The 26,360-nt window shown below is 63.0% G+C and carries 24 protein-coding genes; 10 read left to right on the top strand and 14 right to left on the bottom strand.

The window, feature by feature from the left end; all coding sequences use genetic code 11:
• Window positions 1–31: 31 nt before the first annotated feature.
• Both OJ996_RS24835 and OJ996_RS24830 read left to right on the top strand, forming a co-directional pair.
• Window positions 32–634, top strand: a complete 603-nt coding sequence (locus tag OJ996_RS24835) for a flavin reductase family protein (RefSeq protein WP_264516458.1) — start codon at window positions 32–34, stop codon at window positions 632–634.
• Between the two features lie 44 nt (window positions 635–678).
• Window positions 679–1,677 carry a tRNA dihydrouridine synthase gene (locus OJ996_RS24830; RefSeq protein ID WP_264516456.1) on the top strand — a complete coding sequence of 333 codons (999 nt, stop codon included), beginning with the start codon at window positions 679–681 and terminating at the stop codon, window positions 1,675–1,677.
• Here OJ996_RS24830 and OJ996_RS24825 read toward each other — a convergent pair.
• The 4 genes from OJ996_RS24825 to hisG all read right to left on the bottom strand — a co-directional run bounded on the left by OJ996_RS24825 (window position 1,655) and on the right by hisG (window position 4,681).
• On the bottom strand, window positions 1,655–2,278 hold the full coding sequence (locus OJ996_RS24825) for a hypothetical protein (protein ID WP_264516454.1): 624 nt from the start codon (window positions 2,276–2,278) through the stop codon (window positions 1,655–1,657). The two genes, OJ996_RS24830 and OJ996_RS24825, sit on opposite strands and share 23 nt — an antisense overlap.
• Before the next feature lie 50 nt (window positions 2,279–2,328).
• On the bottom strand, window positions 2,329–3,498 hold the full coding sequence (locus tag OJ996_RS24820) for a vWA domain-containing protein (RefSeq protein WP_264516452.1): 1,170 nt from the start codon (window positions 3,496–3,498) through the stop codon (window positions 2,329–2,331).
• A gap of 149 nt (window positions 3,499–3,647) precedes the next feature.
• On the bottom strand, window positions 3,648–3,752 hold the full coding sequence (locus OJ996_RS24815; protein ID WP_169454664.1) for an AURKAIP1/COX24 domain-containing protein: 105 nt from the start codon (window positions 3,750–3,752) through the stop codon (window positions 3,648–3,650).
• Window positions 3,753–3,793: 41 nt separating this feature from the next.
• On the bottom strand, window positions 3,794–4,681 hold the full coding sequence (gene hisG / locus OJ996_RS24810) for an ATP phosphoribosyltransferase (protein ID WP_264516450.1): 888 nt from the start codon (window positions 4,679–4,681) through the stop codon (window positions 3,794–3,796).
• A 303-nt stretch (window positions 4,682–4,984) separates the two neighbouring features.
• On the opposite strand from hisG, the gene OJ996_RS24805 reads away from it, so the two are divergent.
• A complete protein-coding gene (locus tag OJ996_RS24805; RefSeq protein ID WP_264516449.1) occupies window positions 4,985–5,227 on the top strand; it encodes a hypothetical protein in 243 nt (80 codons plus the stop codon).
• Between the two features lie 177 nt (window positions 5,228–5,404).
• A complete protein-coding gene (gene rpsA, locus OJ996_RS24800; protein ID WP_264516448.1) occupies window positions 5,405–7,114 on the top strand; it encodes a 30S ribosomal protein S1 in 1,710 nt (569 codons plus the stop codon).
• A 66-nt stretch (window positions 7,115–7,180) separates the two neighbouring features.
• Here the strand turns inward: rpsA and OJ996_RS24795 are convergent, their stop codons facing one another.
• The gene (locus tag OJ996_RS24795; protein ID WP_264516447.1) at window positions 7,181–7,747 is read right to left on the bottom strand and encodes a TetR/AcrR family transcriptional regulator; all 567 of its coding nucleotides are present in this window, start codon (window positions 7,745–7,747) and stop codon (window positions 7,181–7,183) included.
• 106 nt (window positions 7,748–7,853) lie between these two features.
• Between OJ996_RS24795 and OJ996_RS24790 the strand changes: the two genes are divergently transcribed.
• Window positions 7,854–8,381 (top strand): HPP family protein, encoded by a 528-nt coding sequence (locus OJ996_RS24790; protein ID WP_264516446.1) that lies wholly within the window; start codon window positions 7,854–7,856, stop codon window positions 8,379–8,381.
• A gap of 55 nt (window positions 8,382–8,436) precedes the next feature.
• On the opposite strand, the gene OJ996_RS24785 is transcribed toward OJ996_RS24790, so the two are convergent.
• Window positions 8,437–9,081 (bottom strand): FMN-dependent NADH-azoreductase, encoded by a 645-nt coding sequence (locus OJ996_RS24785; protein WP_264516445.1) that lies wholly within the window; start codon window positions 9,079–9,081, stop codon window positions 8,437–8,439.
• A gap of 54 nt (window positions 9,082–9,135) precedes the next feature.
• Complete coding sequence (locus tag OJ996_RS24780) at window positions 9,136–9,528, bottom strand: winged helix-turn-helix transcriptional regulator (protein WP_264516443.1); 393 nt, start codon at window positions 9,526–9,528, stop codon at window positions 9,136–9,138.
• A 156-nt stretch (window positions 9,529–9,684) separates the two neighbouring features.
• Between OJ996_RS24780 and OJ996_RS24775 the strand changes: the two genes are divergently transcribed.
• From OJ996_RS24775 to OJ996_RS24760, 4 genes are all read left to right on the top strand, one after another.
• A complete protein-coding gene (locus OJ996_RS24775; RefSeq protein ID WP_264516442.1) occupies window positions 9,685–13,101 on the top strand; it encodes an MBG domain-containing protein in 3,417 nt (1,138 codons plus the stop codon).
• Between the two features lie 107 nt (window positions 13,102–13,208).
• Complete coding sequence (locus OJ996_RS24770) at window positions 13,209–14,093, top strand: alpha/beta hydrolase (protein ID WP_264516440.1); 885 nt, start codon at window positions 13,209–13,211, stop codon at window positions 14,091–14,093.
• A gap of 61 nt (window positions 14,094–14,154) precedes the next feature.
• Entirely contained in the window at window positions 14,155–15,084 is a 930-nt protein-coding gene (locus tag OJ996_RS24765) for a 2-dehydropantoate 2-reductase (RefSeq protein WP_264516438.1), read from the top strand.
• A gap of 43 nt (window positions 15,085–15,127) precedes the next feature.
• A complete protein-coding gene (locus OJ996_RS24760) occupies window positions 15,128–15,910 on the top strand; it encodes a hypothetical protein (protein ID WP_264516437.1) in 783 nt (260 codons plus the stop codon).
• Between the two features lie 11 nt (window positions 15,911–15,921).
• Here the strand turns inward: OJ996_RS24760 and OJ996_RS24755 are convergent, their stop codons facing one another.
• The 7 genes from OJ996_RS24755 to lepB all read right to left on the bottom strand — a co-directional run bounded on the left by OJ996_RS24755 (window position 15,922) and on the right by lepB (window position 25,096).
• Window positions 15,922–16,659: a purine-nucleoside phosphorylase gene (locus tag OJ996_RS24755; RefSeq protein WP_264516435.1), complete on the bottom strand. Its 738-nt coding sequence runs from the start codon at window positions 16,657–16,659 to the stop codon at window positions 15,922–15,924.
• A 59-nt stretch (window positions 16,660–16,718) separates the two neighbouring features.
• Entirely contained in the window at window positions 16,719–18,212 is a 1,494-nt protein-coding gene (locus OJ996_RS24750; RefSeq protein ID WP_264516434.1) for a DUF7133 domain-containing protein, read from the bottom strand.
• Complete coding sequence (locus tag OJ996_RS24745) at window positions 18,209–19,069, bottom strand: c-type cytochrome (protein WP_264516433.1); 861 nt, start codon at window positions 19,067–19,069, stop codon at window positions 18,209–18,211. The genes OJ996_RS24750 and OJ996_RS24745 overlap by 4 nt, the downstream gene beginning before the upstream one ends.
• Before the next feature lie 101 nt (window positions 19,070–19,170).
• Entirely contained in the window at window positions 19,171–22,251 is a 3,081-nt protein-coding gene (locus OJ996_RS24740; protein ID WP_264516431.1) for a beta strand repeat-containing protein, read from the bottom strand.
• Window positions 22,252–22,514: 263 nt separating this feature from the next.
• Window positions 22,515–22,964: a hypothetical protein gene (locus OJ996_RS24735; RefSeq protein ID WP_264516429.1), complete on the bottom strand. Its 450-nt coding sequence runs from the start codon at window positions 22,962–22,964 to the stop codon at window positions 22,515–22,517.
• Between the two features lie 34 nt (window positions 22,965–22,998).
• Complete coding sequence (locus OJ996_RS24730) at window positions 22,999–23,835, bottom strand: phytoene/squalene synthase family protein (RefSeq protein ID WP_264516427.1); 837 nt, start codon at window positions 23,833–23,835, stop codon at window positions 22,999–23,001.
• A 61-nt stretch (window positions 23,836–23,896) separates the two neighbouring features.
• Window positions 23,897–25,096: a signal peptidase I gene (gene lepB / locus OJ996_RS24725; RefSeq protein WP_264516425.1), complete on the bottom strand. Its 1,200-nt coding sequence runs from the start codon at window positions 25,094–25,096 to the stop codon at window positions 23,897–23,899.
• Window positions 25,097–25,374: 278 nt separating this feature from the next.
• On the opposite strand from lepB, the gene OJ996_RS24720 reads away from it, so the two are divergent.
• On the top strand, window positions 25,375–26,295 hold the full coding sequence (locus tag OJ996_RS24720) for a DMT family transporter (protein WP_264516423.1): 921 nt from the start codon (window positions 25,375–25,377) through the stop codon (window positions 26,293–26,295).
• The last annotated feature ends 65 nt before the right edge of the window (window positions 26,296–26,360 follow it).

The following is a 26,360-nucleotide window of genomic DNA, read 5'->3' as shown; positions in this document are numbered from 1 at the left end:
GGAGGGCGGGTCCTCCCCCATGCTCTCGCGCATGGAACTCGATTTGCTCGGCGAGCATGCCGACCGCGCCTATGCGATTCTGGCCGGGCTGGTGATGCCCCGGCCGATTGCGTGGGTGACGACATTGAATAAGGACGGCAGCGTGAATGCGGCGCCGTTCTCTTTTTTCAATGTCTTCGGTGATGATCCGCCGCTGGTGATTTTCGCGCCGGGTGACCGGGCCGATGGCACGCCGAAAGACAGCGCGCTGAACGCCAAGCGCAGCGGGGAGTTTGTGGTCAATTTGGTGAGCGAGGAGATGAAGGAGGCGATGAACCTGACCGCTGCCACGCTGCCGAATGGAGTGAGCGAGATCCCGCATGCAGGTTTGGAAACGCTGCCTTCAAGCGTGGTAGGGCCGCCGCGGATTGCAGGCGTGCCGGCAGCCTTGGAATGCAAGGTTCACTCGGTGCAGGAGATCGGGAGCAACCGGATTATCTTGGGAATCGTGCATCGGGTGCATGTGGCCGATGCAATCTTCGAACCGGAGCATCTGCGAATCATCCAGGAGAAGCACCATCCGGTAGGGCGGATGGGCTCACCGAACTGGTATTGCCACACGGCGGATCTCTTCGAAATGGCGCGTCCGAAATGAGGGAGCTGTATCCAGAGGGCAGGTCGGTTCTCTACTTGGCCCCCATGCAGGATGTGACGGATCTGCCCTTCATGAAGGTGATCCATCCATACGGCGGGGCGGATGTTTACGTGACGGAATACTTCCGCGTGCACAATGACTCGCGGCCCAGTGCCTGGGTGCTGCGCTCGATCGACGAGAATCCGACGGGAAAGCCGATTCTGGCGCAGATGATCGGGCAAGACATCCCGGCACTGGTGAAGACGGCCAAGGCTTTGTTAGAACATCCCGTGGTAGGCATCGACCTGAACCTCGGCTGCCCGGCACCGGTGGTGTGCAAGAAGGAGGCAGGCGGAGGCTTGCTACGGAACCTGCCGAAGGTGGACAGCATCCTGGGTGCGCTGCGCGATGCGATCCCCACCCGCTTCACGGTGAAGACCCGGATCGGCTACCATGATCACGCGGAGTTTCCCAATTTGTTAGAGATCTTCCGCAAGCACGCGATCGATGCGCTGGTGATCCATGGCCGCACCGTGGAGGAACGCTACAGCACGCCGGTGCATCCGGACTGCGTGAAGATGGCCGCGGAAGCACTCCCCTGCCCCGTGATCGCGAATGGCAATGTGGTGGATGTGGAGACCGGCTTGGCCTACCTCGACCAATCGGGGGCCGCCGGCCTGATGATGGGGCGCGGCGCGATCCGGAATCCCTGGCTTTTCTCGCAGCTGCGCTCCGCCTTCGCGGGAGAAACCGTCGACACGCCATCCTGCCGCGACCTGTTAGAATATGTGACGCGCCTCTATGACGAGCTCGCGGCCTTCACCGAAAACTTCAATCCGGTCGGCCACGTGCAACGGATGAAGAAGACGATGGTCTTCGTGACGCAGGGGCATGATCCGGATTTCGAGTTCCGAATCCGCCGGGCAAAAACGCCGGAGGATTTCCACTCCGCCTGCCGGGATCACCTGGATCGCGATGAGCCGGTGCCACCCAGCCCGCAGGAGGACTCGCGGGTCTTCTGCGGCTTCAGCGAGCTGCTCGCTACTCCAAGGGCGGCTCGATGATGAGGAGGTCGCCCTTCTGGGGTTTCACCTCGGTGAAAGCGGCCACCGGGTTGGCCAAGGTGCCTTCCGCCGTAATCTCGACAATCTTGAGCCGACCGAGAATTCCGTTGTTGCGCCGGATCGCGACCACTGTGCCCGGGGTGAGCTTGGAATCGATCACATCCACCGTGGCAAACTGACCGAAGGACGGATCCTCCGCCCATTCCACGATCTTCGCCACGACCGGGGCGGCGGCAATGGCAGCGGCGCGGTCCATCTTCGGCGCGGGGACCGGTTCAGGTGTGGGCGCGGGAGCTGAATCATCAACCGGATCTCCCAGCGAAGAAGCGGCATCGATGGCGGCCAGATCAACCGCGGAAGCATCGGTGGAAACTTCGGGCGGTTCGTCGAGGGACTTCGGCGGAGTGACTCCGGTAATCCGGTCACGGTCCTCCTTCATCTTCGCGCGGACATCGTTGATCAATCCGATCTCGATCCGCTGCTCGGAGAGCTTCTCCGGCAATTCCTTGCCACGCGCTACCTTGAAGTCCTTCCACGAGTGAACGAGCGCCCCGACAAGGAGCGCCGCGACCAGGCCGAAGAGGATCTTGATCGTGTCCACGGCCCGAAGCTGAAGCGGAAGCCCGGCGAAGTCAACGGAGGCGAGGCCCCTCACTTGTCGAGGGGCACCTCGCGCGCGGTGCCTGTGGAATCGATGATGGTAAAGCGGCCTTTGCTGCGACGGGCGAGCTCCTTCATGCCGGCTTCCGCGTCCGGCTCCATCAGGGCCATCGTGTTGATCACGGTTTTCCGGGAACGAGCGCGGCTGCCGATGCGATCGATGTCCCGCTCCGTGGTGGCGGCGGAGGCCCCGTCAGTCATGAAGAAAATCACGTCCGGCGGCGGGGTCATGGCCAAGGCCATCTCCAGCGGGGAGACCCAGTGTGTGCCATACTGGAGGGGCGTTTTCTGAATTCGGGTTGCGGCGAGATCGATCGCCTCCGGACTGGCGGTCAGCCATTCGGCCTCCGGTTTCTTACCCTTGCTCTCCCAACTTCCGGAAGTCTTCCCCGCTTCCCATTTGTATTCCGTATCACCATGTCGCACCACGGCATCCTTGTTGCCCAAGTTCATGTCGACGGTATCGCCTGCGATCCACACCGGGCCGGAGAAGAAGATGAGCTGGAAATGCATGAGTGGGGAGAGCTGGCGCACGGATCTCTCCAGTTCCTGGCGCATCAGCTTCTCACGCTTGCCGGACATGGAGAGGGAGAAATCGATGACGTAAGCGACCCTGCTCGCCTTGATCTCCTGATTGAAGAACATGGTCCCGGTGCCGAACCCGCCCGCCCCGACACCATTGCCGGTGCCGGTTCCCACGCCATTGCCATGGCCGCCGCCGCTGCCCAATCCGCTGCCTCCGCCCATGCCGCCACCGCCGCTTAGCGAACCGAGCGAGGCCATCTGCCCGAAGCTGTCTCCCGGATCCGGCATGACCACGGAAGTAGTCGCGCCCTCCGCCGAGACCCGACGGAGCGACTGGACCGGGGTGGATTTCGCCATGCGCTCGGCGCGCTTCTGCATCTCACCCCCGCCTCCACCGCCCCCGCCCTTGCCCGGGATGAAGTCGACCGTCTTCTCCGGCTCTTGGATCGTTTTGTAGACGATCATGGCACCGAGCACCAAGAGGCCGACATGGAGAAGGATGGCAACCATGAGGGACCCGGCTCCAATCTTCCGCCAGTAACGATGGAACAGTCCCTCCGGACCACGGATCGCCGCGGGTTCGGGCACAATATCCTCGGAATCCACCTCGGCGCTGTCATCGGGTGTCGCGTTCACGACGGTAGAATCGTGAAAGCCGCGATTTTCTTGGGGAAAGTTTCAGACTGCCCGGCGTACGCGAAACAAGGGATCCGGCGCGAACCGGATCCCTGTCGGGAAGAACTTCATCAAGCACGGGTCGAGCCCGTGGCGCTCACGCCGTGAGCTTAGGACTTGTAGCGGAGCCGCTTCTTGTGGCGGTTCTGCTTCATGCGCTTTTTGCGCTTGTGCTTGTTGATCTTCGTCTTACGGCGTTTCTTCAGCGAGCCCATGGTTGGTGCTTGGGGTTACGGTTGGATAGGAAAGGGTTGGTTCAGGCGACGATCTTGTTCAACGGGTACTCGATGATGCCTTCGGCACCGAGTTCCTTGAGCGTCGGGATGATATCGCGGACGACTTTCTCGTGGATGACGGTTTCCACCGCGACCCATCCCTCTTCCGAGAGCTGGGAGACGGTCGGACGACGCATCGCGGGAAGGCGTTCGAGCAGGGCGGGCAGCTTGTCCGCCGGAAGATTCATTTTCAAGCCCACCTTGTCTCGGGCTTCGAGCGCGGCCTTCAGCAGAAGAACGAGGCGCTCCATCTTCTGGCGCTTCCAGGGATCCGCAGCGGCGGACTGGCTGGCGTAGAAGTGAGGGAAAGAGGTCAGCAGGGTATCGACGATGCGCAGCTTGTTCGCCTTGATCGAGGAACCGGTCTCGGTGACGTCCACGATGGCATCCACCAGATCGGGCACCTTCACTTCGGTGGCACCCCAGGAGAACTCCACTTCGGCTTCGATCCCCTTGGACTTCAGGTAGCGCTCGGTGATGGCCACGCCTTCGGTCGCGATGCGCTTGCCCTGAAGGTCTTCCGGCTTCTTGATCTCGGAGGCTTCCGGCACCACGAGAACCCAACGGGTCGGCATGGCGGAGGCGCGCGAGAAGGGAAGCTCGGCGAGATCCACCAAGCTGCCGTCGAACTCGCTGGCCCAGTCGAGACCGGTGATGCCGCAGTCGATGAAGCCTTGGTCGATATAGCGGGCAACCTCTTGGGCTCGAATCAGATAGAGATCCAATTCGGAATCGTTCGAGGTCGGACGCAGGCCACGGGACGACACATAGACCTCGTAACCGGCCTTCGCGAGAAGGTCGATGGTCGGCCCTTCCAAGGAACCCTTGGGAATGGCCAGCTTGAGAGTCTTTTCTGAGGTGTCCGGCATCGCGGCGGGCGGCGGGGATAGCGGGGCTTGGGGCGGGAGGCAAGGGAAGTTTTTGACAAGAGATGCTTCGACCCGCTTGGAATTTGAAAAGGAGTTCCGATCATTCTTCACCTTTGTGTCGCTGAAGGAGACGAGAAGTGACCGCCAGTGCGTCTGCTCCAAAGCCGCCTGTAACAATTCTCCTCCAAAGTCATTAAGCACGAGGGAGCAGGAGAAAAAGTTGTTTTACATCCCTAAAAACGCTTCCAATAAATATCCAAGGTATTTATTCCGTATTTACACATTCTCGCGCCGATTTGCTTGATGAAACCCTCTGTCATGAGCTTGCTCTGCTGCTGCGGCCTCGCCGTGGTCGGACTGGCATGTCTCCTTGCAGGGATGAATCCGGAGTGGATGCCGGGGAAGAAACCGGCGGCGGGCGGGGGGATGATCGAGGGTTTCGGCCCGCCGCCTCCCGATACCAAGGAGGACGAGAAGGATGAGGAGGAAAAGGAGCGGGAGGTGAAGCCCGAGAGACCGAAGCGATCGGCCTCCGGAAGTCCCTGAAATCGCGAGGGATTTGGCTTGCCATCGGGGGGTCAGGCACTAGTTTCGCCGCCCCGTTTCAACTTTCAAAATACCGGCGGGCAGTCGGAGCCCCGTGGCTCGCCGGTTCTTCCATCGGGGCAATTGCCGGAAGGAAAAGCGAAACCAAACCAACCTAACCTTAACCCCGTTAAGAACATGAGCACCTCAGTGCTTGAATCCACAACCAATCAGGAACTTGCCGATCTGATCGATTCCAAGTTCCGCGAGTTCCGCGAAGGAACCATCGTGAAGGGCACGATCATCGAGATCCGCCCGCAAGTCGTCCTCGTCGATATCGGCTACAAGTCCGAGGGCGCCATCCCATCGAACGAGTTCGAGGATGAAGAAATCGAAGTCGGCGACGAAGTCGAAGTGCTTCTCGAAAAGCTTGAGAACGATGAGGGCATGGTCGTCCTCTCGAAGGAAAAGGCTGCCCACAAGCAGAACTGGGAAAAGATCGTCAAGGTGTTCCAAGACGGCGGCCTCGTTCGCGGCAAGGTCAAGTCGGTCGTCAAGGGCGGTCTCACCGTCAACGTTGGCGTCGAAGCCTTCCTGCCCGGCTCCCAGGTGGACATCATCCCGCCGAAGGATCTCAACGAATACGTCGGCAACATCTACGAGTTCAAGATCGTCAAGGTCAACGACGAGCGGAAGAACATCGTGCTTTCCCGCCGCGAGGTCATCGAGGCCGAGCGTGCCGAACTGCGCCAGCAGTTCCTGCGCACCGTCAAGGTGGGCGACAAGGTCACCGGCGCGGTCAAGAACATCACCGACTTCGGTGCCTTCGTCGACCTGCAGGGCATGGACGGCCTGCTCCACATCACCGACATGTCGTGGGGCCGGATCAACCACCCTTCCGAGATGCTCATCATCGGCCAGCCGGTGGATGTGGTCATCCTGGACGTGGATCGCGAGAAGGAGCGTGTCTCTCTCGGCCTGAAGCAAATGTCCGACAATCCTTGGGAAGACATCGAGCGCAAGTTCGCGATCGGTTCCCAGGTCAAGGGCAAGGTCACGAAGCTTCTCCCCTACGGCGCGTTCATCGAACTCGAGCGTGGTGTTGAAGGTCTGGTGCACGTTTCCGAACTGTCTTGGGTCAAGCGCATCACCCGCCCGAGCGACGTGCTCGAGCTCGACCAGGTCATCGAGGCCGTCGTGCTCGGCATCAGCATCGAGGAGCAGAAGATCTCCCTCGGTGTCCGCCAGCTCGAGCCGAATCCTTGGGACGAAATCGAAGTCCGCTACCCGATCGGCGCCACCATCAAGGGTCCGGTCCGCAATCTCACCGCTTACGGTGCGTTCGTGGAGCTGGAAGAAGGCATCGACGGCATGGTCCACGTCTCCGACATGTCCTGGACCCGCAAGATCAATCACCCCTCCGAAGTTCTCAAGAAGAACGACGAAGTGGAAGCGATCGTGCTCTCCATCGACAAGGCCAACCAGCGCGTCTCGCTCGGCCTCAAGCAGCTTGAGGACGATCCATGGAGCCACATCGACGAGCGCTTCAAGGTGGGCGACCTCGTCAAGGGCACCGTGGCGAAGATCGCTTCCTTCGGCGCCTTCATCAGCCTCGATGGCGACATCGACGGCCTGATCCACATCTCGCAGCTCAGCGAAGACCACGTGGAGAAGGTGAAGGACGTGATCAAGGTGGGCGACGAAGTCGAAGCCCGCGTGATCAAGGTCGACAAGGTCGAGCGCCGTATCGGTCTCTCGATCAAGGCCGTCAACTACAGCGAAGCCGATCTCAAGAAGGAAAGCGCCAGCTTCGAAAGCCTGCGCCCGTCCTCCGAGATGGTGGGCCTCGAGCAGGCCTTCAACCTCGCCGCCTTCAAGGCCGAGGAGTGGAGCCCGTCCGAAGACTGATCCTTGTAGTCAGAACGAATTCCGGAAGCCGGAGGGGAAACCCTCCGGCTTCTTTCGTTCCGGCAGCTAGCGAAGACGAGAGCCGAGCAACGACTCGGCGGCGGAGCGGGCGTCCTTGGCGGCGGTGGGACGGCCGTGGGTGTGGGCGGCGACGATGGCTCCTTCGATAAGGAGCTCGAATTGGCGCGCGAGGGCGGAGGCTTGGCGGACGGACAGGGCCTTGAGGAGGGACTTGAGGAGCCGGTAGATCCGAGTCTTGTGGGCGATGGCGACTTGGTGGGGCTTGGCTTCTTGTAGCGGGAACTCGGCGACGGCCTTGATGAAGGCGCAGCCATTGAAATCCGGGGAGCGGAGCCATTCGGCATGCCAATCGAAGACAGTCATCAGGCGCTTCATCGGATCGTCACCGGCGGCTTCGACAGCGGCGAAGAGGGAGCCCTCGAACTGGGCGGCGCGGCGCTCGAGGACGGCGACGATGAGGTCGTCCTTCGAGGGGAAGTGATTGTAGAGGGTCATCTTCGCGACGCCGGCCTCGGCAAGGACGGTGTCGATGCCGACGGCGTGGAAGCCGTCGCGATAGAAGAGCCGCCAGGCGGCATCGAGAAGGATTTCGCGTTTGGGCGAGAAGCGCACAGGTCATGAAATGTCTGTCGATCCGAGTTTCTCAAGAAGAAAGACAGATCTGTCTATTTTAGCTTGCAATATAGACAGACCTGTCTATTTACTGGTCCAGTTGCCGATGAGAAACTTCATTCAATCGATCGCAGGGGGTGGCACCTTGCCGCCGCGTTTGCCCGCGCGCCAGATCCTCTTGGCTGGCTTGGGCGGTGCCTTGGCGATCGCCCTGCTGGCCACGCTCACCCAACTGAGCGGGACGGCCTTGGTGCTCGGCTCCTTCGGGGCGAGCTGCGTGTTCATCTTCGGACTGCCGGAGGCGCCCTTCTCCCAGCCGCGGAACGTGATCGGGGGTCACCTGATCAGCAGCGCGACGGGCTTGGCGATCTACTCGCTGTTCGGCGCGCAGCCGTGGGCGCTGGGGATCGCCCTCGGGCTGGCCATCATGCTGATGTTCGCGACGCGGATGGTCCATGCGCCGGCAGGATCGAATCCGGTGATCGTATTCCTGACTGCACCCGGGTGGTCCTTCTTGGTCACGCCGACCCTCTTGGGGGCGGTGGGACTGGTGCTGGTGGGGCTGATCTACCACCAGGCGACCGGCCGGGGAAAGTATCCGGTCTACTGGTGGGGGCGGGAGGCGAAGCCGTGACGGATAGAGAGAACCCGGCACTTCGTGCCGGGCTGTTGTGACAAGGGAGATAAGATCAGGCCAAGGCAGGTTCGGCGGAAAGACTGGTAGATAGTTGGTCCACGGCTTGTTCGGCATCGAGGACCATCTGCTTCCATTGCTCGTCCTTGTATTCCTCGCGAGCGACTTTCACGAAGCGGATATCGCCGAGGCCGATGAAGCCGAAGACCGTGGCGAGGTGAGGTTCGAGGTAGTTCATGGATTCCATGACACCTCCCGGTTCGTACTCACCGGAACCCTTCGAGGTGATGAGCACGAGGGGCCGGGAGGGCACGAGCGGGATGTAGGGATTCTCGTCGGAATCGGTGAAATCGAAGGTGCGCCCGGAGCGGACGATCTGGTCGATGTAGCTCTTCAGCACGGCAGGCATCCCGAAGTTGTACATCGGAGCACCGACGACGATGACATCGGCGCGGAAGATTTCATCGATGAGCATGTTGCTCTCCGCGAGGGCGGTGGAAGGGCCGCCCGGTTCCTTTTCGAAGGCGGAGGAGATCCAGGCTTGGTCAATCGCCTGCGGAGGATTCACCCCGAGATCGCGATGGACGACGGAGCTGTCCCCGAAGCGGGCGCGCCATGCCGTGGCGAAACGATGCGTGAGGGAACGGGTGGTGGAGCGCTTGGTGCGGGCGCTGGAGTCGATGACGAGGAGCGTTTTCATACCCCGGCAGCGTGGCACGTCTCCGCCGGACCTGCTTCGTCCCAAGATTGTGAGCTACTCACAATCTTGTGAGCGGACGTAGCAATCGCAGGGTTCCTTCCCCTGGCGAGCCATGTGACGGACGCCCCAGCGCTCGAGTTCGTCGAGAAGGGCGGAGAGCGACTTGCCGTGCTCGCTGAGGCTGTATTCGACCCGGGCAGGCACCTCGGGGTAGACGGTGCGGAGCACGATGTCATCCGCCTCGAGTTGACGAAGTTGGAGCGTGAGCGTCTGGGCGCTGATGCCGGGAAGCGCGGTCTGAAGATCGGAGTACCTGCAGCTCTTCCGCTGGAGTTCCCAGAGGATCGACGGCTTCCAGCGGCCGGCCAATACATCGAGCGCGGCACGCACCGGGCAGAGATCGCGCAGGTGATCGGCTTTCGGCAGGTAGTCTTGGACGGACTTCATCGCCGGACTATGCAGACGGAATGGCATCGTTCAACCGGAGACAAGAGGCCCGCCTCCCAGGCCGGGGCAAAAAGCGTCACCAAGTCCCGGCTTGCTACGGCCCCCTTAATTATTCACACTCAAGAAGAAGTGAAACGCTCCCAAGTTCCTCTCGCAATGTTGTTCGCCCTATTGATGGGGGCCCTGGTCGGGGTGGTTTCCCAGCAGCCGGAGAGCGCCGCGGAAGGGCGGGGGCCGGAGAAAGTCTCCAAGCGGGAGGCACCGCGAATGGCCGGGGTGGAAGCCGCCGATGAGGCGATGCCGGTGGCCACAGCGGAGAGCCGGGACGATTTCCAAAGGCTTCCCCGCGCGGGGCGGAAGACCACGCCGGAGGCAAGTCCCCTGCCCTCCGGGCCGCTAAGCCCGGAAGAGGTGAAGGCACGCAAGATCGAGGCTCTGGAGGGAATTCTTGCGACAATCAATACCTTCCCCGGCCTCAAGGAGGAGCGGCGTGAGTCCCTAGCACGCTACGCGGCCCAGCTGGCGAACTCCGACACGCCGCGGATCCAATGCTGGGCACCGGATACGGCTCCGGAGACGGTGTATGCCTACCAGAAGGTGGAGCAGCAGATCGCTGCCGCGGGCGGAATGAGCGTGAAAGCGCTGCAGATCGCCGACCGCTGGAACCGCACCGCGACGAACGGGACCGGCCAAGGCACGCAAGGGCAGCCGGTGACCCTCCGGTGGAGCATCGTGCCCGACGGCACGCCGATTCCCTCGACCGAATCCGGAGAGTCATCCGATGCAAGCAGCTTGCGGGCGAGGATGACCGCTATCTACGGCGGCAGTGCCACGGGCGACCCTGCGGCGCAGCCGTGGTTCCCGGTGTTCCAAGCGGTTTTCGACAATCTGGCTGCGGTTTCCGGTCTGCGATTCGTCTACGAGCCGAACGACGACGGCGTGACGATCGACGGCATCACCAACGGCTCGGATTGGGGTGTGACCGGGACACGAGGCGATATCCGGATCAGCGGTCACTCCATCGATGGCAACAGCAACGTGCTGGCCTATGCCTACTATCCCGACAACGGGGATGTCGTGGTGGATACCAACGATAGCTTCTTCGCCGACATCTCTAACAATTCAATCCGGCTCCGCAATGTCATGGAACACGAGATCGGCCACGCACTGGGTCTCGATCACGTGTGCCCGATCAACCAGACGAAGCTGATGGAGCCGTTCATCAGCACCGCCTACCGAGGCTCGCAGTTCGACGACGTTTATTCGTTCCAGCGGAACTACGGGGATCCTCTGGAGGTGCATGGCACCCTGCGGAACAATGACAGCACTGCGAATGCGCGGGCACTGACGTTGGTAGCGGGCACGACTTCCTCATGGGAGTGGCTGAGCATCGACGACAACACGGATAGCGATCACTATTCCTTCAGTGCAAACACCGCCCAGCAGGTGACGGTGCGGATCATTCCCTCCGATCCGATCCAGCCGGCAAATCCCAATACCGATACCTATCTGGAAGGTTCGCAGAACTCCGACGGGAGCTGTAGCGCTGGAACCGCCTTCGACCCGACCACGCAGCAGGACCTGATCCTGGACTTACTGGCGAGCAACGGAACCACCGTGAGTACCACGGCGGTAAGCAGGCCTGCCGGTGAAACGGAGGAGATCACCAATTTCCAGATCCCGACGAACGGGACGCATTACATCCGCGTGCGTGGTGGAAGTGCAGACCGCGCCCAGCTCTACCGGATGGAGGTGCTGCTAGTGAATGCGATACCGTCACCGGTGGTATCCGCCTCCGCGACGCGGCTGGATGCCGAATCCAACAGCGGGCTGAACGGCGCGGCCGATCCGAGCGAGACAGTGCGGCTGGGCATCACGCTGGTGAACAACGGCACGCTCTCGGCCAACAGCCTGAACGCGACCCTAACAGGTCCATCCGGTACCACGATCTTCGACGGAAGCGAAAGCTACGGCACGCTGGCCACGGGAGCCTCGGCGGAAAGGTTATTCGTCTTCGCGCTCTCCGGAGCGGCGAGCCAACAGGTGAACCTGAGCCTGGCCCTGAATGCGAGCGGCTATAGCGAAACCCTGACGATCCCGGTGACTCTGGGTGAGATGAACACCAGTGCCCCGCTCAACCAGAACTTTGATGGTGGCACGGCCTTACCCTCCGGATGGACGCGGTCCGTCTCCGGGGCCGGAAGCCAATGGGTGATCTCCAGCAACTTCTCCAGTTCCGCGCCGAATTCAGCTTTCTCGCCTTCGGTGGCCACCCCGGGAGAAGCCATCCTGACCTCGCCTACGGTCACGATCGGACCGCTAGGAGGAACCTTGGAATTCCAACATCGCTACAATCTGGAGGACGGCTATGATGGCGGGGTCTTGGAGGCTTCCCAGAATGGTGGGGCTTGGTTCGACCTGATGAATTCCGCGGCCACGGTGGAGGACGGCGACTACAATCGTACCATTGCGACGGGATTCAGCTCTTCCATCGCGGGGAGGGAGGCATGGAGCTCGGATTCAGGGTCATTCGTTCCGACCCGTATCGTCATCCCGGCCGCTTGGGGCGGATCCACCATGGCCTTCCGCTGGAGACTGGTGCATGATAGCTCGGTAGGACAGAGCGGATGGAACGTGGATAGCGTGATCCTGAGCTCCGAGGTCCCGACGGCGGATCCTTTCAAGCCCTTCGTTTCGCTGAGCGCCTCCGGAACGAGCTTGTCCGAGTCTTCATCAACCCCGGTAAACCTGACGCTGACGACGCCGCTCCCGCTGGTGCAGAGCGTAAGCGTGGCGCTGAACGTGAGCGGCACGGCGAGTGCGGCGGATGTGAACGGTCTAAACACCCTTGTGCTGCCCGCGGGACAGACGAGCACGAGCTTGGGGATCACCGCGAGTGCAGACGGCTTGGTCGAAGGAGCGGAAACGCTCAACCTGGCGATCCCCAGCGGTGCGGCGGGCTTCGCGGCAGCAGCGCCTTCGTCGGTTTCCATCAGCATTGCGGACACGGAGATCCAGAGCGCGACGGTGACGCTCTCCAATCTCTCCGTGACCTACGATGGCACGCCGAAGTCGGCGACGGTGACGACCAATCCCGCGGGGCTGGCAACGACTGTGACCTACAACGGCTCGGCGCAACTGCCGGTGAACGCCGGCACCTACGCGATGCAGGCCACCGTGACGAGCCCCGGCTACACGGGCAGTGCGAGCGGCAGCTTCGTGATCGTGTCCGCCTACCGGGCATGGATCGCGGGCTTCAGCAATCCGGACGCGCCGGCAGCAGCGGCTGGCGCCGATCTGGATCAGGACGGATGGGACAATGCGAGCGAGTATGCGCTGGGGACATCACCGCTGAGCGGGACCTCGGTGCCCCAACTCGTGCCGGTGTTGACGGCGACCAAGATGCAGCTCCTGCTGCCCGCGGCACCGGTGGGAATCAACCGCTCGGTGGAAACTTCGACCGACCTCGACAGCTGGGGAACGGCCGGGGTGACAGCAATTCCGGGTGGCTACGAAGTGACACGCAGCCTGGGCCGCCGCTTCCTGCGGGTGGTCTATGAGGTGGTGAACTGAAGACGGTCGCGGGTAACCCGATTGGTGAATGGAAAGCGCCCGGCTCGCATGCTGCACTTTCCTCACCCGCCGAAATACCTCCGAGAGTATTCCAGTATCTGCTGACCATGAAATCCGCCTTCGCCCTGCTCGCCCTCGTGATGACTGCCGCCGCCGATTGGGAACCGCTCTGGACAGGCGAGGCACCGGGAGCCAAGCGGCCCGCGGCAGGGACCGAGAAGGTCAACGACGGCTGGCGCTACACGGACATCGAGGTGCCGCAGTACTTCGCCTACCCGGCACCGAAGGACAAGAACACCGGTAAGGCGGTGGTGATCTTCCCGGGCGGTGGCTACGGGATCCTGGCGATGAACCACGAGGGCCACGACTACGCGAAGTGGCTGAATGAACGCGGGATCACGGGGGTGGTGGTGAAGTACCGCGTGAGCGGGAAGGCGGACTTCGGTTACCAATTCCCGGTGCCCTTCCTGGATGCGAGGCGGGCGATCCGAACGGTGCGGGCCCGGGCGGCGGAGTGGGGCGTGGATCCGAACAAGGTGGGCGTGATGGGTTCCTCCGCGGGCGGGCACCTGGCCAGCCTGTGCACGACACGCTCCGGCGACAGTTTCCCGGAAGAGGGCAAGGACGAGATCGACAAGCTGAGCTGCAAGCCGGACTTCTCGATCCTGATCTACCCGGTGATCTCGATGGGCGGGACGGGGCATAGCGGATCGCGCAACAATCTGCTGGGGGCGAATCCATCCCCGGAACTGTTGGAGAAATGCTCGACGGAGAAGCAGGTGAGCAAGGGACTGGGGCGGGTCTTCCTGCTGACGACGGCGGACGACGGGGTGGACTGCCGCAACAGCCTGGACTTCGCGGCGGCCTGCAAGGCACACGGGGTGCCAGCCTCGCTGTTCCAATTCGAGAGCGGCGGGCATGGCTACGGAATGAACGGCAAGGGCGATCTGGCGGTGTGGCCGACGCTGCTGGATGCGTGGCTGAAGGATTGATGAGAGGGTTCACCGCTACATTGCCTTTTCCTGAGCGGTGCTCCCGGCCTACACCTCGGGGGTGAGCTGGACATTCGGATCGGTGGCAATCGTGGGCGCGGGCGCGGTGGGTCTCTACTACGGGGCGCGTCTCGCGGAGGCGGGTGGTGATGTGCGCTTCCTGCTGCGCTCGGACTACGATGCGGTGCAGGCCGACGGCATCCGGCTGGAGAGCGTAGCCGGTGATCTGCATCTGGAGAAGGTGCAGGCCTTCCGGACGCCGGAGGAGATCGGTCCGGTGGATCTGGTGATCATCGCGTGGAAGGCGACTTCCAATCATCTGCTGGCCGAGGTGCTGCCACCGCTGCTGCACGCGGACACTCAGGTGATGACGCTGCAGAACGGCCTGGGGAACTGCGAGCGGATCGCGGAGATCGCGGGCGCGGAGCGGGTGCTGGGGGCGCTGTGCTTCGTGTGCCTGAACCGCCTTTCGCCGGGCTTGGTGAGCCACACGGCGGGGGGACGGATCAGCGTGGGCGAGTACGTGAATGACGGGGGCGGGCGGGCGGAGGAGATCGCGCGGCGCTTCATAGAAGCGAAGGTGCCGGCAGATGCTGCGGCAAGCCTGGCGGAGGCGCAGTGGAAGAAGCTGGTGTGGAACATCCCCTTCAACGGTCTGGCGATTGCGGAGGGCGGTGTGACGACCGATGTGCTGCTGCAGACACCGGGAGTGGAGGACGAGATCCGGGCACTGATGACGGAGGTGGTCGCCGCGGGGCGCGCGCAGGAGCTGGTGCTGGAGGATGCGCTGATCGACTTCAACATCGAGCGGACCCGGCCGATGGGTCCCTACCGGCCCTCCAGCATGATCGACTATGTCGAGGGGCGCGAGGTGGAGTACGAGGCGATCTGGGCGGAGCCGCTGCGGCGGGCCCAGGCGGCAGGCGTGGAGGTGCCGCACATGGAGCGGCTGGCGGAGAGGATCCGGGAGAGAATCGGCCTGGAAATTTGAAGTGAATAGAATGGCGGGCCGATGCGTCGCAAGCGGTCAAGCCATGAACTCCTCCTTACTCGCGGTTGGCAGGGCCCGTGTGCCGGGTCTGCTGGTGACGATCTTCACCGGATGCCTGATCTCCTGCGGAGATCCGCCGGATATCAATGCCAGCCATGCCAAGGAATTCCGGGAGGCGGAGCTGAAGAAGGAGCATCGCAAGGAGATGCGGCAGATGTATGAGCGCATCGCCGCGCTGGAGGAAACCAATAGCCTGCTGGCCGCGCAAGTGGGAGAGGCACGGCTGGAGAAAGTGACGGCGCTGACGAAGCCGACGCGGATACGCGCGAATGCTGAGAAGGACGAAACGAGCCCGGAGATCCGGAAGATCGCGAGCTACCGGCAAAACGGGTTGAGCGGGGTACCGGGGCCGGTGGCGGCGGAGATCCTGCGGAAGGCGGGAAGGGAATCGCGGAGCTGGCTGGCACTAGAAGATACCGAGGCGGAAGGGGCGGGCTACCGGGCGGTGCAGGCCTTTGCGGCGAGCCAGACGAAGATGCTGAGAGAGGATCGCGACGAGCTGGTGAACGCGGCGAAGCGCGAGCATCCCGACGATTGGTCGGAGATGGCGCGTTTCATCGACCGGCAGGTGGATGCGTGGACGATACTACAGCGCTGGAAGGCGGAGGGAGTTCCCGGGCTTGAAACCTGGGAGAGCGAGGCGGTGCTCTGCGGGGCGACGGAGAAGTTTCCTTTCGACTGGGCCTGCGCGCTCGGTTCGATCGCGGAGGCATCACGCGGGCAGATCGCGGGGCGGGGCAAGACGCGGGAAAACCGGAAGTACTAGGTGTGCCGTAATCAAGCGACGCACCAGGCTTCCAGGAGGCTCATCATGGAAGCGGCGGCGGCGGCTCCGGTCTCGATGACCTCGGCGTGATCGAGGGTGGTGGGAGAAAGGCCTGCGGCCCAATTGGTGAGGCAGGAGAAGGCGCTGACCTTGACGCCGAGGGCGCGAGCTTGGAGTGCTTCGAGAACGGTGCTCATGCCGACGGCATCCGCGCCGAGGGTGCGGAGCATGCGGATCTCCGCAGGAGTCTCGTACTGCGGCCCCCGTAGACCGGCATAGACGCCTTCGTGGAGTTCCATGCCCTGAGTGGCGGCAAGTTGCCGGAAACTCTCGCGGGCGGAGCCATCGTAGACTTCGGTCATATCGACGAAGTTCGGCCCGCCTTCGAGCGGGGAGGTGCCGGTGAGATTGAGGTGATCCGAGAGCATCATCCAAGTGCCGGGGCTCATGGCGGGATCGAGGGTGCCCGCGGCATTCGTGAGGATGAGGTGCTGCACGCCCTGCGAATGCATCCAACGCACGCCGGCGGTGAGGGCCTTGGCATCGTGACCTTCGTAGAGGTGGACCCGGCCTTGCATGACGATCACTTGCCGCGATCCGAGCCTACCGAAAAGGAAGCGACCGGCGTGGCCCTTGACCTTCGAGACGGGGAGATCGACTTCGGCAAAGCCGACGCTGCGATCTACGGCGACGCGATCCGCAAGGGGGCCGAGGCCGGAGCCTAACACGATTCCGATGAGATCCTGCATGAGGCGTAGCGTGAACGAGGACGCTGGAAGTTCCTAGGGAGAAGTAGGGTGCTCGCCGCCTAGGGTAGCATCGTGGCTTGGTAGAAGATGAGTTTGCCTTCGAGGCTGTTGCCGGTGGCGGACTTGAGTGAGCTGAGATCGATGCGGTGGATGGCACCCTGCTTGGCATCGAGGCCGAGTCGGATCTCGCGCTTGGCTTCATCGACGACGGGGGTATCGAGAGCGATGGAGGCCTCGTCGATCTTCGGGGAGCCGTATTCTTCGCGGTAGAGGTAGTTGAAGCGGTTCGCAGTGATGCCTTCGAGGCCCGAGGCGAGCGGTTGGCTGAAGGTGATACGAAGGCTCTGGCGATCGCCTGACTTCTCCAGGTGCACGCCGGTGACGATGAAGGCGGAGGCGATATCCTGCGGGATGATCTTCACGAGGCCTTCTGCACCGGCCCAAGAGAGGTGGGTCTTGCCGACCCAGAGGGCGCCGTCCTTGTCGAAGGAGAGGCGGTGGTTGCCATTGCCGAGATTGGTGTCGTCGAACATCGGGATGAGGGCGCACTGGCGGAAGCCCTGCACATCATCCGGGAGGTAGCGGACCATGCGATTCTGGTTCATCTCGCCGAAGACGACTTGCCCGGCGTAGGGGCCCCATGAGGCGGGGATGATGACGGGCTGGGTGGGCGAGTTCGCGAGGTCACCCTGTGGGAAGCGGCCGGCTTCCTTGGTGCGCAGCGCGTCGAGTTCGGCAACGGGGAGTTTGATGGGGTTGCCTTTGTTCCAGCCATCGCGCCACACGAGCGAGGCGGGGTGGCCGTAGAAGCCGTCCTTCTTGACGATGTGGAGCGGAGAGGTACCGCGCCAGTCGCCCTCATTGTCGGTGACGAGGAGATTGCCCTGGGCATCGAAGCCGATGCCTTCAGGCGAGCGGAAGCCGCTGCCGAAGGGTTCACCGGTCTTGCCATCCGGGGAGATCTTCATGATCCAGCCGCGGTAGGGAACGCGCGAGTACATACGCCCGGCGGCCTTGTTGCGCTTGCCCCATTCGCCGTCGTGGATCATCTGCTCGAAGTTGAGGTCGCCGAGCTCCGACCACTTGCCGCGGATCTCCTTGCGGATGCCTGCGCCGTTCGACCCGAGATTGAGGGCGACGTAGTAATTGCCGTCGGGGCCCTGCGCCGGGCCGAAGGCGAACTCGTGATAGTTGCCGGTCATGCCGAAGCCGTCCCAGACGGTCTCGTATTCGTCGGCCTTGCCGTCGCCATCGCTGTCCTTGATGCGGGTTAGCTCGGCACGCTGCATGACGACGAAGGTGGATGGCGATTCGGCGACGATGCCGAGGGGCTCCTGGAGGCCTTCCGCAAATTTCTTCCAAGACTTCGCGACGGGATCGAAAATCATGAGCTCGCCGCGGTGGAAGACGGTGGCGATCTTGCCATCGGGCAAGGCAGCGACACCGCCGATCTGGGGATCCACGCCGGGAGGATTCGGCATGCGCTCGATCTTGAACCCGGCGGCGGAGACGGTGCCGAGGAGAGCGATGAAGTACGAGAGATGCCGTATCATTTCCAGCGGTAGGTGAGGGTGAAGGATTTGGCTTGTTCCGGCGAGATCTGCAGGCTGCCGGTGCTCGACTCGACTTGGACACCCTCGGGCGCAGCGACGGAGAAGCCTTGGCCATCCGTTCTGAACTGGCGTTCGATGCCCTTGCCATCGGCGGTGGGACGGATGGTTTCCTCGATGGAGTTGCCGACCTCGTTGCGGTAGCGGAAGACCGGGATGCCGTCCTTGCCGACGCGGTAGCCGAGAAACTTCGGGGGAGCCGCGACACTCGTCAGCGCCACCAGCGGCGGCTTCGGCTCGCGATAGACGACCTGACCGTCGAGCTTGGCCAGCGAGCTGCCGTTCGCCTTCCAATAGGGGAAGCCATCGATGAAGCCGCCTTTCCAGACATAGCGCAGGCGGCATTCGGAGGCATCGAAACAAAAAGAGAGATCGCCGGGGAGGGCCACGGCGATGGCGGCGGGCGAGGCGTCCGGCATGAAGATGCGCATGACCTGCGGGCGTCGGGTCATGGCGCTCGGCACCGTGTAGGGGTCGCCTTCGGTTTTCTTCAGCTCGGTTTTCCCGGCTGCGGCCTCAAGGATGTAGCCGTGCAAGCCGCGGAGGACCGGTCCGCCGAGATGGGCCATGGAGGGCATTTCGACGACGCCCTCGCGCTTGTGCTGGGGCTCCACACACCACTTCACGAAGCCATCCTGATTCTCGCGATAGATGCCTGAGATCTCCACCAGCGAGGGGCCGACCAGCATGTGATCGACCGCGTGGCAGGCGGAGCAGTGAATCTGAAAGGTCTGCGCCGGAGGGTCCGCCGCGAACGCGGTGGCGCCCGGCAAGAGCGCGAGAAGGAGAAGGATTTTCATTCGGATGCTTTCCGCAGGGTGCAAGGTTAACGGACAAAAGAAAGCACCGGTTTAGACCGGTGCTTTCTGGATGACGCAATGATGGTGGCCCGAGGGATGGCTCAGGGTTCGGTGGCGTTGACGCGGACGAACTTGCGGGCGGAATCGATGGGCACGATGGCTTCCTTGCGGGTGTAGTTCGCGGGAACTGCGGCCTGGTCGGCGGCATCGCTCACGGTGATGGCGCTGGCGGGCCATGCCGTGTCGAGGTCGGCAGCACGTTCCTGAAGCTGGTAGCTGGCGCCGGAGTTGCGCTGATTCCAGCGGATGACGAGCGTGGCCCCGGACTGGCTGGATTGAACCAAGGATCCCGTGTTCACCGCGGCATCGGTGCCGAAGAGGAACTCCTCCAGATTGCTTAAGCCGTCACCATCCGGATCGCTTTCGCGGGTGCGCTGGCCTTCCGGCAAGGCGGCCGCCCAGTCGTCGAAGGGCGAGGAAGCGGTGGTCAGGACCAGGAGGGTGCCGGAGCCGATGAGCAGAGGGCTGGTATTCGCCGCGCCGGAGGTGGTGGAGCCCCAGATGCCGGCCGCTGCCGGGACACCGCCGAGGCGCAAGGTGTGGACGGAGTCCTGCAGGCCGTGGGTGAGTTCAAGCGTGGCATCCGAGTCCACGACCACGTCACCGCTATCGGGCAGGGTGGCGGCACCGAGGATCAGGCGGCCCATATCCACGGTGGTGTTTCCGGTGTAGCCGATGTTCCCGAAGGTCACGTTGGCCGGGCCGGTCTTGGTGAGGTTCGCGGTGCCGGTGAGAGCGCCATTGATGATAACGGCACCCACCGCGCCATCGATGATCGATTCACCCTGCAGCGAGATCGCGCCGGTCCAGGTGCCGGTGCCACCGTTGCTATAGATGCGGCCGCCGCTCTCCACGATCACGGGGGTGGCAATGCTGAAGTCGCCCACATTCCCCACGCGTGCGCCGTTCTTCACCGTGACTGTGCCGGTCGCGCCGCCGAAGCCGAGGGCGCTGTTCTCCGTCCATGCTGCACCACCGGCGATGATGTAATGGATGGGAGTGCCGCTGGCATTGCCGCGGAAGGCCATCGCACTGTTGCCCACCTTGGTTAGGGTATGGCCATTCCCGGTGATCGTGCCGCCGCCACCACCGACATCGAAGCGCCCGCCATCGCTGCCGATGGTGGAGTTCGCGGTGAGGGTGAGGTTCTTCACGCCGCCGGAGGAGAAGATGTCCCCGCCGGTATTGATGATCGCGCCGCTGCCCGAAGGACCGGTGCCGCCGATGGTGTAGCTGTGGATCGAGCTGGAGCCCTTGCCGTTAATATTCACTTGCGCACCGTTCGCGATCGTGATGCCGGAAGTAAGGCCGAAAGAGTTGTTATCGGCCTTCACGAGCAGGCCTGCATTCACCGCGATCGTGCCGGTGAAATTGCTGCTCGTGCCACCGAGCGTGAGCGAGCCGGTGCTATTCTTCACGATGGAAGCTTCGCCCGAGATCCCGGAAGAGGTGCCATCGATGGTGTAGTTTGCAGCGCCGTTGAAGGTGATGACGCCGGCTTGAACATTACCGGAGAGCAACACGGTGTTCACGGCGCTGCTATCATCAAAGAGCACATGATCGTTCGCCTGGTAGGCAGTCGGAGTGCCTGCCACGGTGAAGTTCTCATCCGCGAAGAGGGTGGTCCAGAACTCGGAGGTGGCTCCGGTCCAGACGAGATTGCGGCCAAGCGGCGGAGGGCCGATGCGGATTTTGCCAAGACCCAGAAACTGCGGAAGCTGGACCGTGGCGGTGGATTCGAAGGAGCCGACGGTGCCTGAGCTGTAAGTCACGCCATCCACCACCAGCGAGCCGACGATGTCCTCGATCCCGTGGGCGAGATTCACCACGGCATCGGTAGCCACCGTGAGCGTGCTGCCATCGGCCAAGGAGGCGGAGTTCATGGTGAGCTGGCCCTCGCTCACCGTGGTGTTACCGGTGTAGGTGCTGTTCCCGCTCAGGGTGAGCAGTCCGGCTCCCAGCTTCTGCAAGCCGCCCGTGCCGGAGAGCACGTTGGTGATGGTGACATCGGAGCCGTTGGTATCGAACTTCAGGCCGCCGGCGAGCAGGTTGACGGAGTTGCTGGTGTTCGCCTCGCCGCCGGTGCCGCTGAAGCCATTGAAGAAGTTCGTGCTGAAGCCGGCGGCCTTGAGGAGCGTGCCGTTCGCATTGATCACGCCGGTACCCGTGCTCTTGGTGAAGCCGAGCACGGTCATGGTGCCGCCATTCAGGTTCACCGTGCACCGCGAGCCCGCGTTGGTGGTACCGACGTCGATCGCCTTGAGCGCCCCGGTTCCCGCCGCGGTGGTGAAGCTGGCGCTGTCCTGAATGTTGAAGACGTGATTGCCCGCGCCGCGACCGAAGTTCACCGAGCTATTCGCATTGTAGAAGGTGTAGTTCCACTGGCCGCTATCCTTCAGAGTGATCGTGCCGGTCGAGGCATTGTTGCCGATCCAGAGCTCGTTGTTGCTACCGCTCGCTGCTTGCCCGGCGATGTTCTGGTTCACGATCCCGGTGCCGCTGACGACGATGGTGCCCGTGCCGCTGCTACCCGCGGTGACCTTCCCCGGAACCAAGGTGCCGCCGGAGAGAGTGATGGTGGTGCCGCCGCTGTTACGGAAATCCAAGGTCGAGACGCTCCCGCCGCTGATCCCATGATTGCCGCCGTGACTGCCGGAGATGCCATTCAGATTCACGATCCCGCCACTGATGGACCACGCGCCGCCTGCGGCGCTGGTGGCGAGGCCGCCATTCGAGGCGATGCCCGAAGCGCCGATGGTGGAGCCGGTAACGGTGCCGCTCCCGACATCGAGCGTGCCGGTGGCACCGAGGGAGATATTCGCCCCCATGGTGAGCGTGCCCCCGGACACGGAGAGCGTTCCGTTAGAAACGGTGAAGGCACCCAAGGCACCCGTGGCCGGTGCGGTCACCCCGGCAGGGACCTGGATGGTGCCACCGTTTGACAGTGTGGCGGTTTCCGCGGCGACAGGCACCACGTTGGTATCCCAACTGGGTGCGTCATTGAAATTGGCGGGCGCGGCCCCGTCCCAAACGGCCGAATAGGCGGCGGAACTGAGAAGGGCGGCGAAGATGCCGGACCAGCGGGGCAGGGTCACGGCGAGGCAATTACGCTCGGGTTTCATGGGCTTCGGAGTTGGGGTTCGGAAGCGAAACCTCTGCCGGCCATCTGACGGCATGGGGAAAGGATTCCGCTTGCACCCGGCTCTTGGGGCCGGGAGACAGCCTCAAGGTTCATACCCGCCCGGGACTGGCAAAGCCGATGGCCCTAACAGCCCTGCGAGGCGGCTATTTTCCCGCGAATCGCGCATCAAGAGCGCAATTCACCTCCCTCTCATGGGGGAGATTCCATCCCGGGCCTCACCGGCCCACCCGATCACGAGTCTGCTCAGGGGACCCGGAAGATCTTCCCGTTCGATGGGTCCTTCGCAAGAGCGCCGCTCTTGAATCCTTCCACGTCGATTACGTTGTAGGGAGGATAGGGGCTAAGGACGCGACCGGCGGTTTCGGTAGCCTCCGCGACCGGGTATTCCGGACGTGGCTTCGGCTGCTGCGGGGCCGGGGGTTGGGGATCGAAATCGTCTTCAATACGCGGTGCCGGAGCCGGACGCGTGTCAGGCTGGCGGGGACCGGTGCCCTGCTCATCGAGAGGTTGGTAACGGCCGGATTCCGTGCCGTAGTCCGAATCAGGACCCGGTCCCGGGCCGGGACCGCGATCGTAAGGCGCATAGCGCGAGCCGTCCGGACGATAGTAAGGCGACCGTGGTTCGGGGTAAGGCTCCGGATAGACGCAGGAGGCACAAACGAGAACGAAGGGCAGGGCGAGAAGCACTTTCATTGCGGCCTTTGGGACGGTGACGATGCACCAATATTCAAGCCGTCTCGCCGAGGCGCAAGAAATGCTTCGAGAAGATCGCCATCTTCCGGGCCTTCGAGAGGCTGTAACGGCGGTCGAAAACCTTGAATCCGCCGCGGCGCATCTTCTCCAACAGGGTCTGGTAGATGGAGCGCATGATTTCCGCAGGCACGAGCGCCTTGGCATCGCTCTTCGGCATGGCATCCAGCGCCTCCTGATAAAAGGCCAAGGCGCGGTCCGCCTCGTAATTCATGAGGGCCACGAAGCGGCCATCGTAAACGCGGCCGATCAGATCACGCTCGGTGTATTGGAAGCGGGCCAGATCCGCCAGCGGCAGGTAGATGCGCACGCCGTTTGAAAGGTCTTCACCGACATCCCGCAGGATATTCGTCAGCTGCAGGGCGTGACCGAGGGCGACGGCGTAGCGCTCCGAAGCAGGATCTTCCGCGCCGAAGACTTTCAGCGAAGCAAGGCCGACGGCGCAGGCAACCTTGTAAGTATATTGCGAGAGATCCTCCCAAGTGCCGAAACGCTGGGGATGGAGATCCATGAGACAACCGTCGATGATCGCGGTGAGCAGGTGGGCCGGAATCGAGTGGCGCTTCATGAGCGCGACAACCTCGGCCTGCAGCGGGTCGGGATCGGCAAAGCCGTTTTCCAGCCCGTCTTTCCATGCGGCGAGGCCAGCCTCACGCTCTGCGAGCGGGCGCGCAGGGTCATCCGCAAGGTCATCCACTACGCGACAAAACGCGTAAAAGGTCACCATCCCCTCCCGCCTCTCCTTGGGAAGAATCTGGAGCGCGAAGGCGAGATTCGATTTCGCCTGTCGCGTGATCTCAGCGGAATCGGTCATGGGGAAGTTGCAAAACAATGCACATGAAATGCCATCTTGGCCATGCGTGCATTTGCGGTATTCAGCGGATGAAGCCCCAATGCCCGCTGGTGATGGGCCAGAGCGAGAACAGGGCGGGGCCTGCGAGGTTGAACTCCTTCACGGAGCCCCAGTAGCGCGAATCCAAGGAATTCCCGGTGTTATCGCCCAGCGCGGCGTACTCGCGCAGGCCGGGAGGCGCTTGGTCCTTCAGATGGAACTGCTGGTTGATCGCGCCCAAGGGCCGAGGATGATTCAAATCCCCGCGGGCGATCTCGTAACCATTCGGATTCAGTCGCTTGTAAAGACCCTCCGCCTGAATCACGCGCTGAATCCCGGGCTCTTGGGCAATCTTCCCGTTTACCCAGAGATTGGGCGGAGCGATGGAGAGCGTGTCTCCGGGGACGCCGGCGAGGCGCTTGATGTAGTGCGTGCCCTCCGCCTGATCGCCCATGCGGGCGGCATCGCGGCCACCAGTCGGAATGCCGCGGGTGTCGAATACGAAGACCTCGCCGCGCGTCGGCGTGCGGAAATGGTAGGAAACCTTATCTACAAGGACCAGATCGCCGGCATCGATGGTCCCATTGAGGATGGTTTTACCCTTTTCGAAGCTGCGATCGAACTCCACCTGTCCGGTCTTGGGATTGCGGATGGGATAGATCTTCAGCGCCCGCATGGTTTCGCTCTCAGGGGCTGCGATCTTCACTTTGCTGCCATCGCTGAAGCTGACTTCGGTGCGGGTGAAGAGAAACCACGATTTGTCCCGCACGCCCGTCACCTTGCAGTCGTTCTCTGCCACGATATGAGTATGCGAGCGGCCACGCAGGACGAAATCCGCCGCGCGCTTGCCGAACCACGGGGCCTCGTAACCGTCTTCCGCGGTGATGTTGATGCCGTTCAGGGTCGGCTGCATCGAATTCGTCGGAATGCGGAAGGGCTGCACCACGTAGGCGCGCAGACCGAGGGCGACGACCAGGGCGACGAAGATCACTTCCACGTTCTCCTCCCACGCACTCTGCTGCGGGAAATTCGGCAGCGCCTTCTCGCAGGTGTTGCGGAGCTGCTTGGAGGCTTCCTCGGCCTTGGCCTTGTCATTCGCCTTGATGGCCTCGAGCAAATCGGCGCGGCGCGACTCGATCTCCTCAATGCGATCTTCCTTCAGCAGGTCGCGCTTGTAGTGAATGTATTTCTTCGCCCCCTTGTACAAGAGCTTCGCCTCTTTCTTCCATTTCGGCGCGAACATCGGGCGGCAGTGTCGGCACGGGGCGGCGTGCATGCAAGCACGGCCTAACGAGAGGCGTTCCAATGTATCCTTGACTTTCCACCCTGCTCCTGCCACTCCCCGCCCGTGCCCGCGAACCTTCGCAAAGCTGCCCGACTTACCGCCCGCGCCATTTGGCGCGTCGGCGCGTTCGGAGCTTGATGGCACCAAGCCACCTCCGGACGCGGCCCTGGGCCCCCCGGAGGAAGAGCTGATTCCCTTTCGCCGCGCCCGCCGTTTCCGGATCCAACGATGATCCGATGAAACCAACCGAATCCCCTGACCCGCGCGGGCTGCTGATGATGCTGCTCTCGGTGATCCTCTTCGCCGCGAACACCCTGCTCCTCCGCGCTCTCAGCCTCCACCTGCCTGCGGCAGATGGCTGGATGGCGGCGCTGTATCGTGGCAGCTTCGGGATGCTAATGGTGGCTGCGCTCTACGGATTCGGCCGGGGGCTCTCGATGAAAGCGCTAATCGGCAGCCGGCTGGTGGCGCTGCGGGGCATCATCGGTGCGCTGAGCATCGCGGCCTTCTACCTGACGATCGCGACCCTGGGGGCATCCCGGGCGGTGGTGCTGAACCTGACCTACCCGATCTTCGCCACGCTGATCGCGGCGTGGTGGCTGAAGGAAAAGGTCTCCCGGCAGGCGCTACTGTGGATGTTCGCGGGTTTCGCCGGGCTGGCGATCTTCGTGGGCGGGGATGCCTCGCGGGGATTCTCGGGCTGGGATCTGGTGGCGCTGGCCGGGGCGGTGGGCGCGGGCATCGTGGTGGTGCTGATCCGGAAGCTGCGGGCGACCGAGCACGCCGGAACCATCTATGCCTCCCAATGCTTCTACAGCATCCTGCTGGCCCTGCCGCTGCGGGCGAATCATGTGGGCGAGCTGCCGCCGCTGGGGCACGGGGCCCTGATCGCGGCGGCGATCATCGTGGGCGTCTCCCAACTGGTGATGACGAACGCCTATCGCACGATGCCGGTTTCGCAGGGCTCCTCCATCCAGATGCTGCTGCCGCTGGTAACCGCGGCGGGGGCCTTCCTGATCTTCGGCGAGCGTTTCACGCTGATCGAGCTCGCGGGTGCCGCGCTGACCTTGCTCGCCACTTGGCGGGTGGCCGCGGGGAAAACCAAGCCTGCTGCCGCCCCTGCCACGCCATCCCTAACCCCTGTCTCCGAACCATGAATGCCACTCTATCCGACCAATCCGCCGCAATTTCCCGGTTTGCCAATCCCGTGAAGACCGCTAGC

It is taken from the genome of Luteolibacter rhizosphaerae (assembly GCF_025950095.1).
Classification (GTDB): Bacteria; Verrucomicrobiota; Verrucomicrobiia; order Verrucomicrobiales; family Akkermansiaceae; genus Haloferula; species Haloferula rhizosphaerae.
Note: the sequence above shows the minus strand (reverse complement) of the source record. Positions and strands in the feature narration are given on the sequence as shown.

What these genes read in the sequence shown, in the direction of transcription:
- OJ996_RS24835 (WP_264516458.1), top strand. Translation starts at nt 32, where the DNA reads ATGGAACTCGATTTGCTCGGCGAGCATGCCGACCGCGCCTATGCGATT.
- OJ996_RS24830 (WP_264516456.1), top strand. Translation starts at nt 679, where the DNA reads ATGCAGGATGTGACGGATCTGCCCTTCATGAAGGTGATCCATCCATAC.
- OJ996_RS24815 (WP_169454664.1), bottom strand. Translation starts at nt 3,752, where the DNA reads ATGGGCTCGCTGAAGAAACGCCGTAAGACGAAGATCAACAAGCACAAG.
- hisG (WP_264516450.1), bottom strand. Translation starts at nt 4,681, where the DNA reads ATGCCGGACACCTCAGAAAAGACTCTCAAGCTGGCCATTCCCAAGGGT.
- OJ996_RS24805 (WP_264516449.1), top strand. Translation starts at nt 4,985, where the DNA reads ATGAAACCCTCTGTCATGAGCTTGCTCTGCTGCTGCGGCCTCGCCGTG.
- rpsA (WP_264516448.1), top strand. Translation starts at nt 5,405, where the DNA reads ATGAGCACCTCAGTGCTTGAATCCACAACCAATCAGGAACTTGCCGAT.
- OJ996_RS24790 (WP_264516446.1), top strand. Translation starts at nt 7,854, where the DNA reads ATGAGAAACTTCATTCAATCGATCGCAGGGGGTGGCACCTTGCCGCCG.
- OJ996_RS24785 (WP_264516445.1), bottom strand. Translation starts at nt 9,081, where the DNA reads ATGAAAACGCTCCTCGTCATCGACTCCAGCGCCCGCACCAAGCGCTCC.
- OJ996_RS24780 (WP_264516443.1), bottom strand. Translation starts at nt 9,528, where the DNA reads ATGAAGTCCGTCCAAGACTACCTGCCGAAAGCCGATCACCTGCGCGAT.
- OJ996_RS24775 (WP_264516442.1), top strand. Translation starts at nt 9,685, where the DNA reads ATGTTGTTCGCCCTATTGATGGGGGCCCTGGTCGGGGTGGTTTCCCAG.
- OJ996_RS24770 (WP_264516440.1), top strand. Translation starts at nt 13,209, where the DNA reads ATGAAATCCGCCTTCGCCCTGCTCGCCCTCGTGATGACTGCCGCCGCC.
- OJ996_RS24760 (WP_264516437.1), top strand. Translation starts at nt 15,128, where the DNA reads ATGAACTCCTCCTTACTCGCGGTTGGCAGGGCCCGTGTGCCGGGTCTG.
- OJ996_RS24755 (WP_264516435.1), bottom strand. Translation starts at nt 16,659, where the DNA reads ATGCAGGATCTCATCGGAATCGTGTTAGGCTCCGGCCTCGGCCCCCTT.
- OJ996_RS24750 (WP_264516434.1), bottom strand. Translation starts at nt 18,212, where the DNA reads ATGATACGGCATCTCTCGTACTTCATCGCTCTCCTCGGCACCGTCTCC.
- OJ996_RS24745 (WP_264516433.1), bottom strand. Translation starts at nt 19,069, where the DNA reads ATGAAAATCCTTCTCCTTCTCGCGCTCTTGCCGGGCGCCACCGCGTTC.
- OJ996_RS24740 (WP_264516431.1), bottom strand. Translation starts at nt 22,251, where the DNA reads ATGAAACCCGAGCGTAATTGCCTCGCCGTGACCCTGCCCCGCTGGTCC.
- OJ996_RS24735 (WP_264516429.1), bottom strand. Translation starts at nt 22,964, where the DNA reads ATGAAAGTGCTTCTCGCCCTGCCCTTCGTTCTCGTTTGTGCCTCCTGC.
- OJ996_RS24730 (WP_264516427.1), bottom strand. Translation starts at nt 23,835, where the DNA reads ATGACCGATTCCGCTGAGATCACGCGACAGGCGAAATCGAATCTCGCC.
- lepB (WP_264516425.1), bottom strand. Translation starts at nt 25,096, where the DNA reads ATGTTCGCGCCGAAATGGAAGAAAGAGGCGAAGCTCTTGTACAAGGGG.
- OJ996_RS24720 (WP_264516423.1), top strand. Translation starts at nt 25,375, where the DNA reads ATGAAACCAACCGAATCCCCTGACCCGCGCGGGCTGCTGATGATGCTG.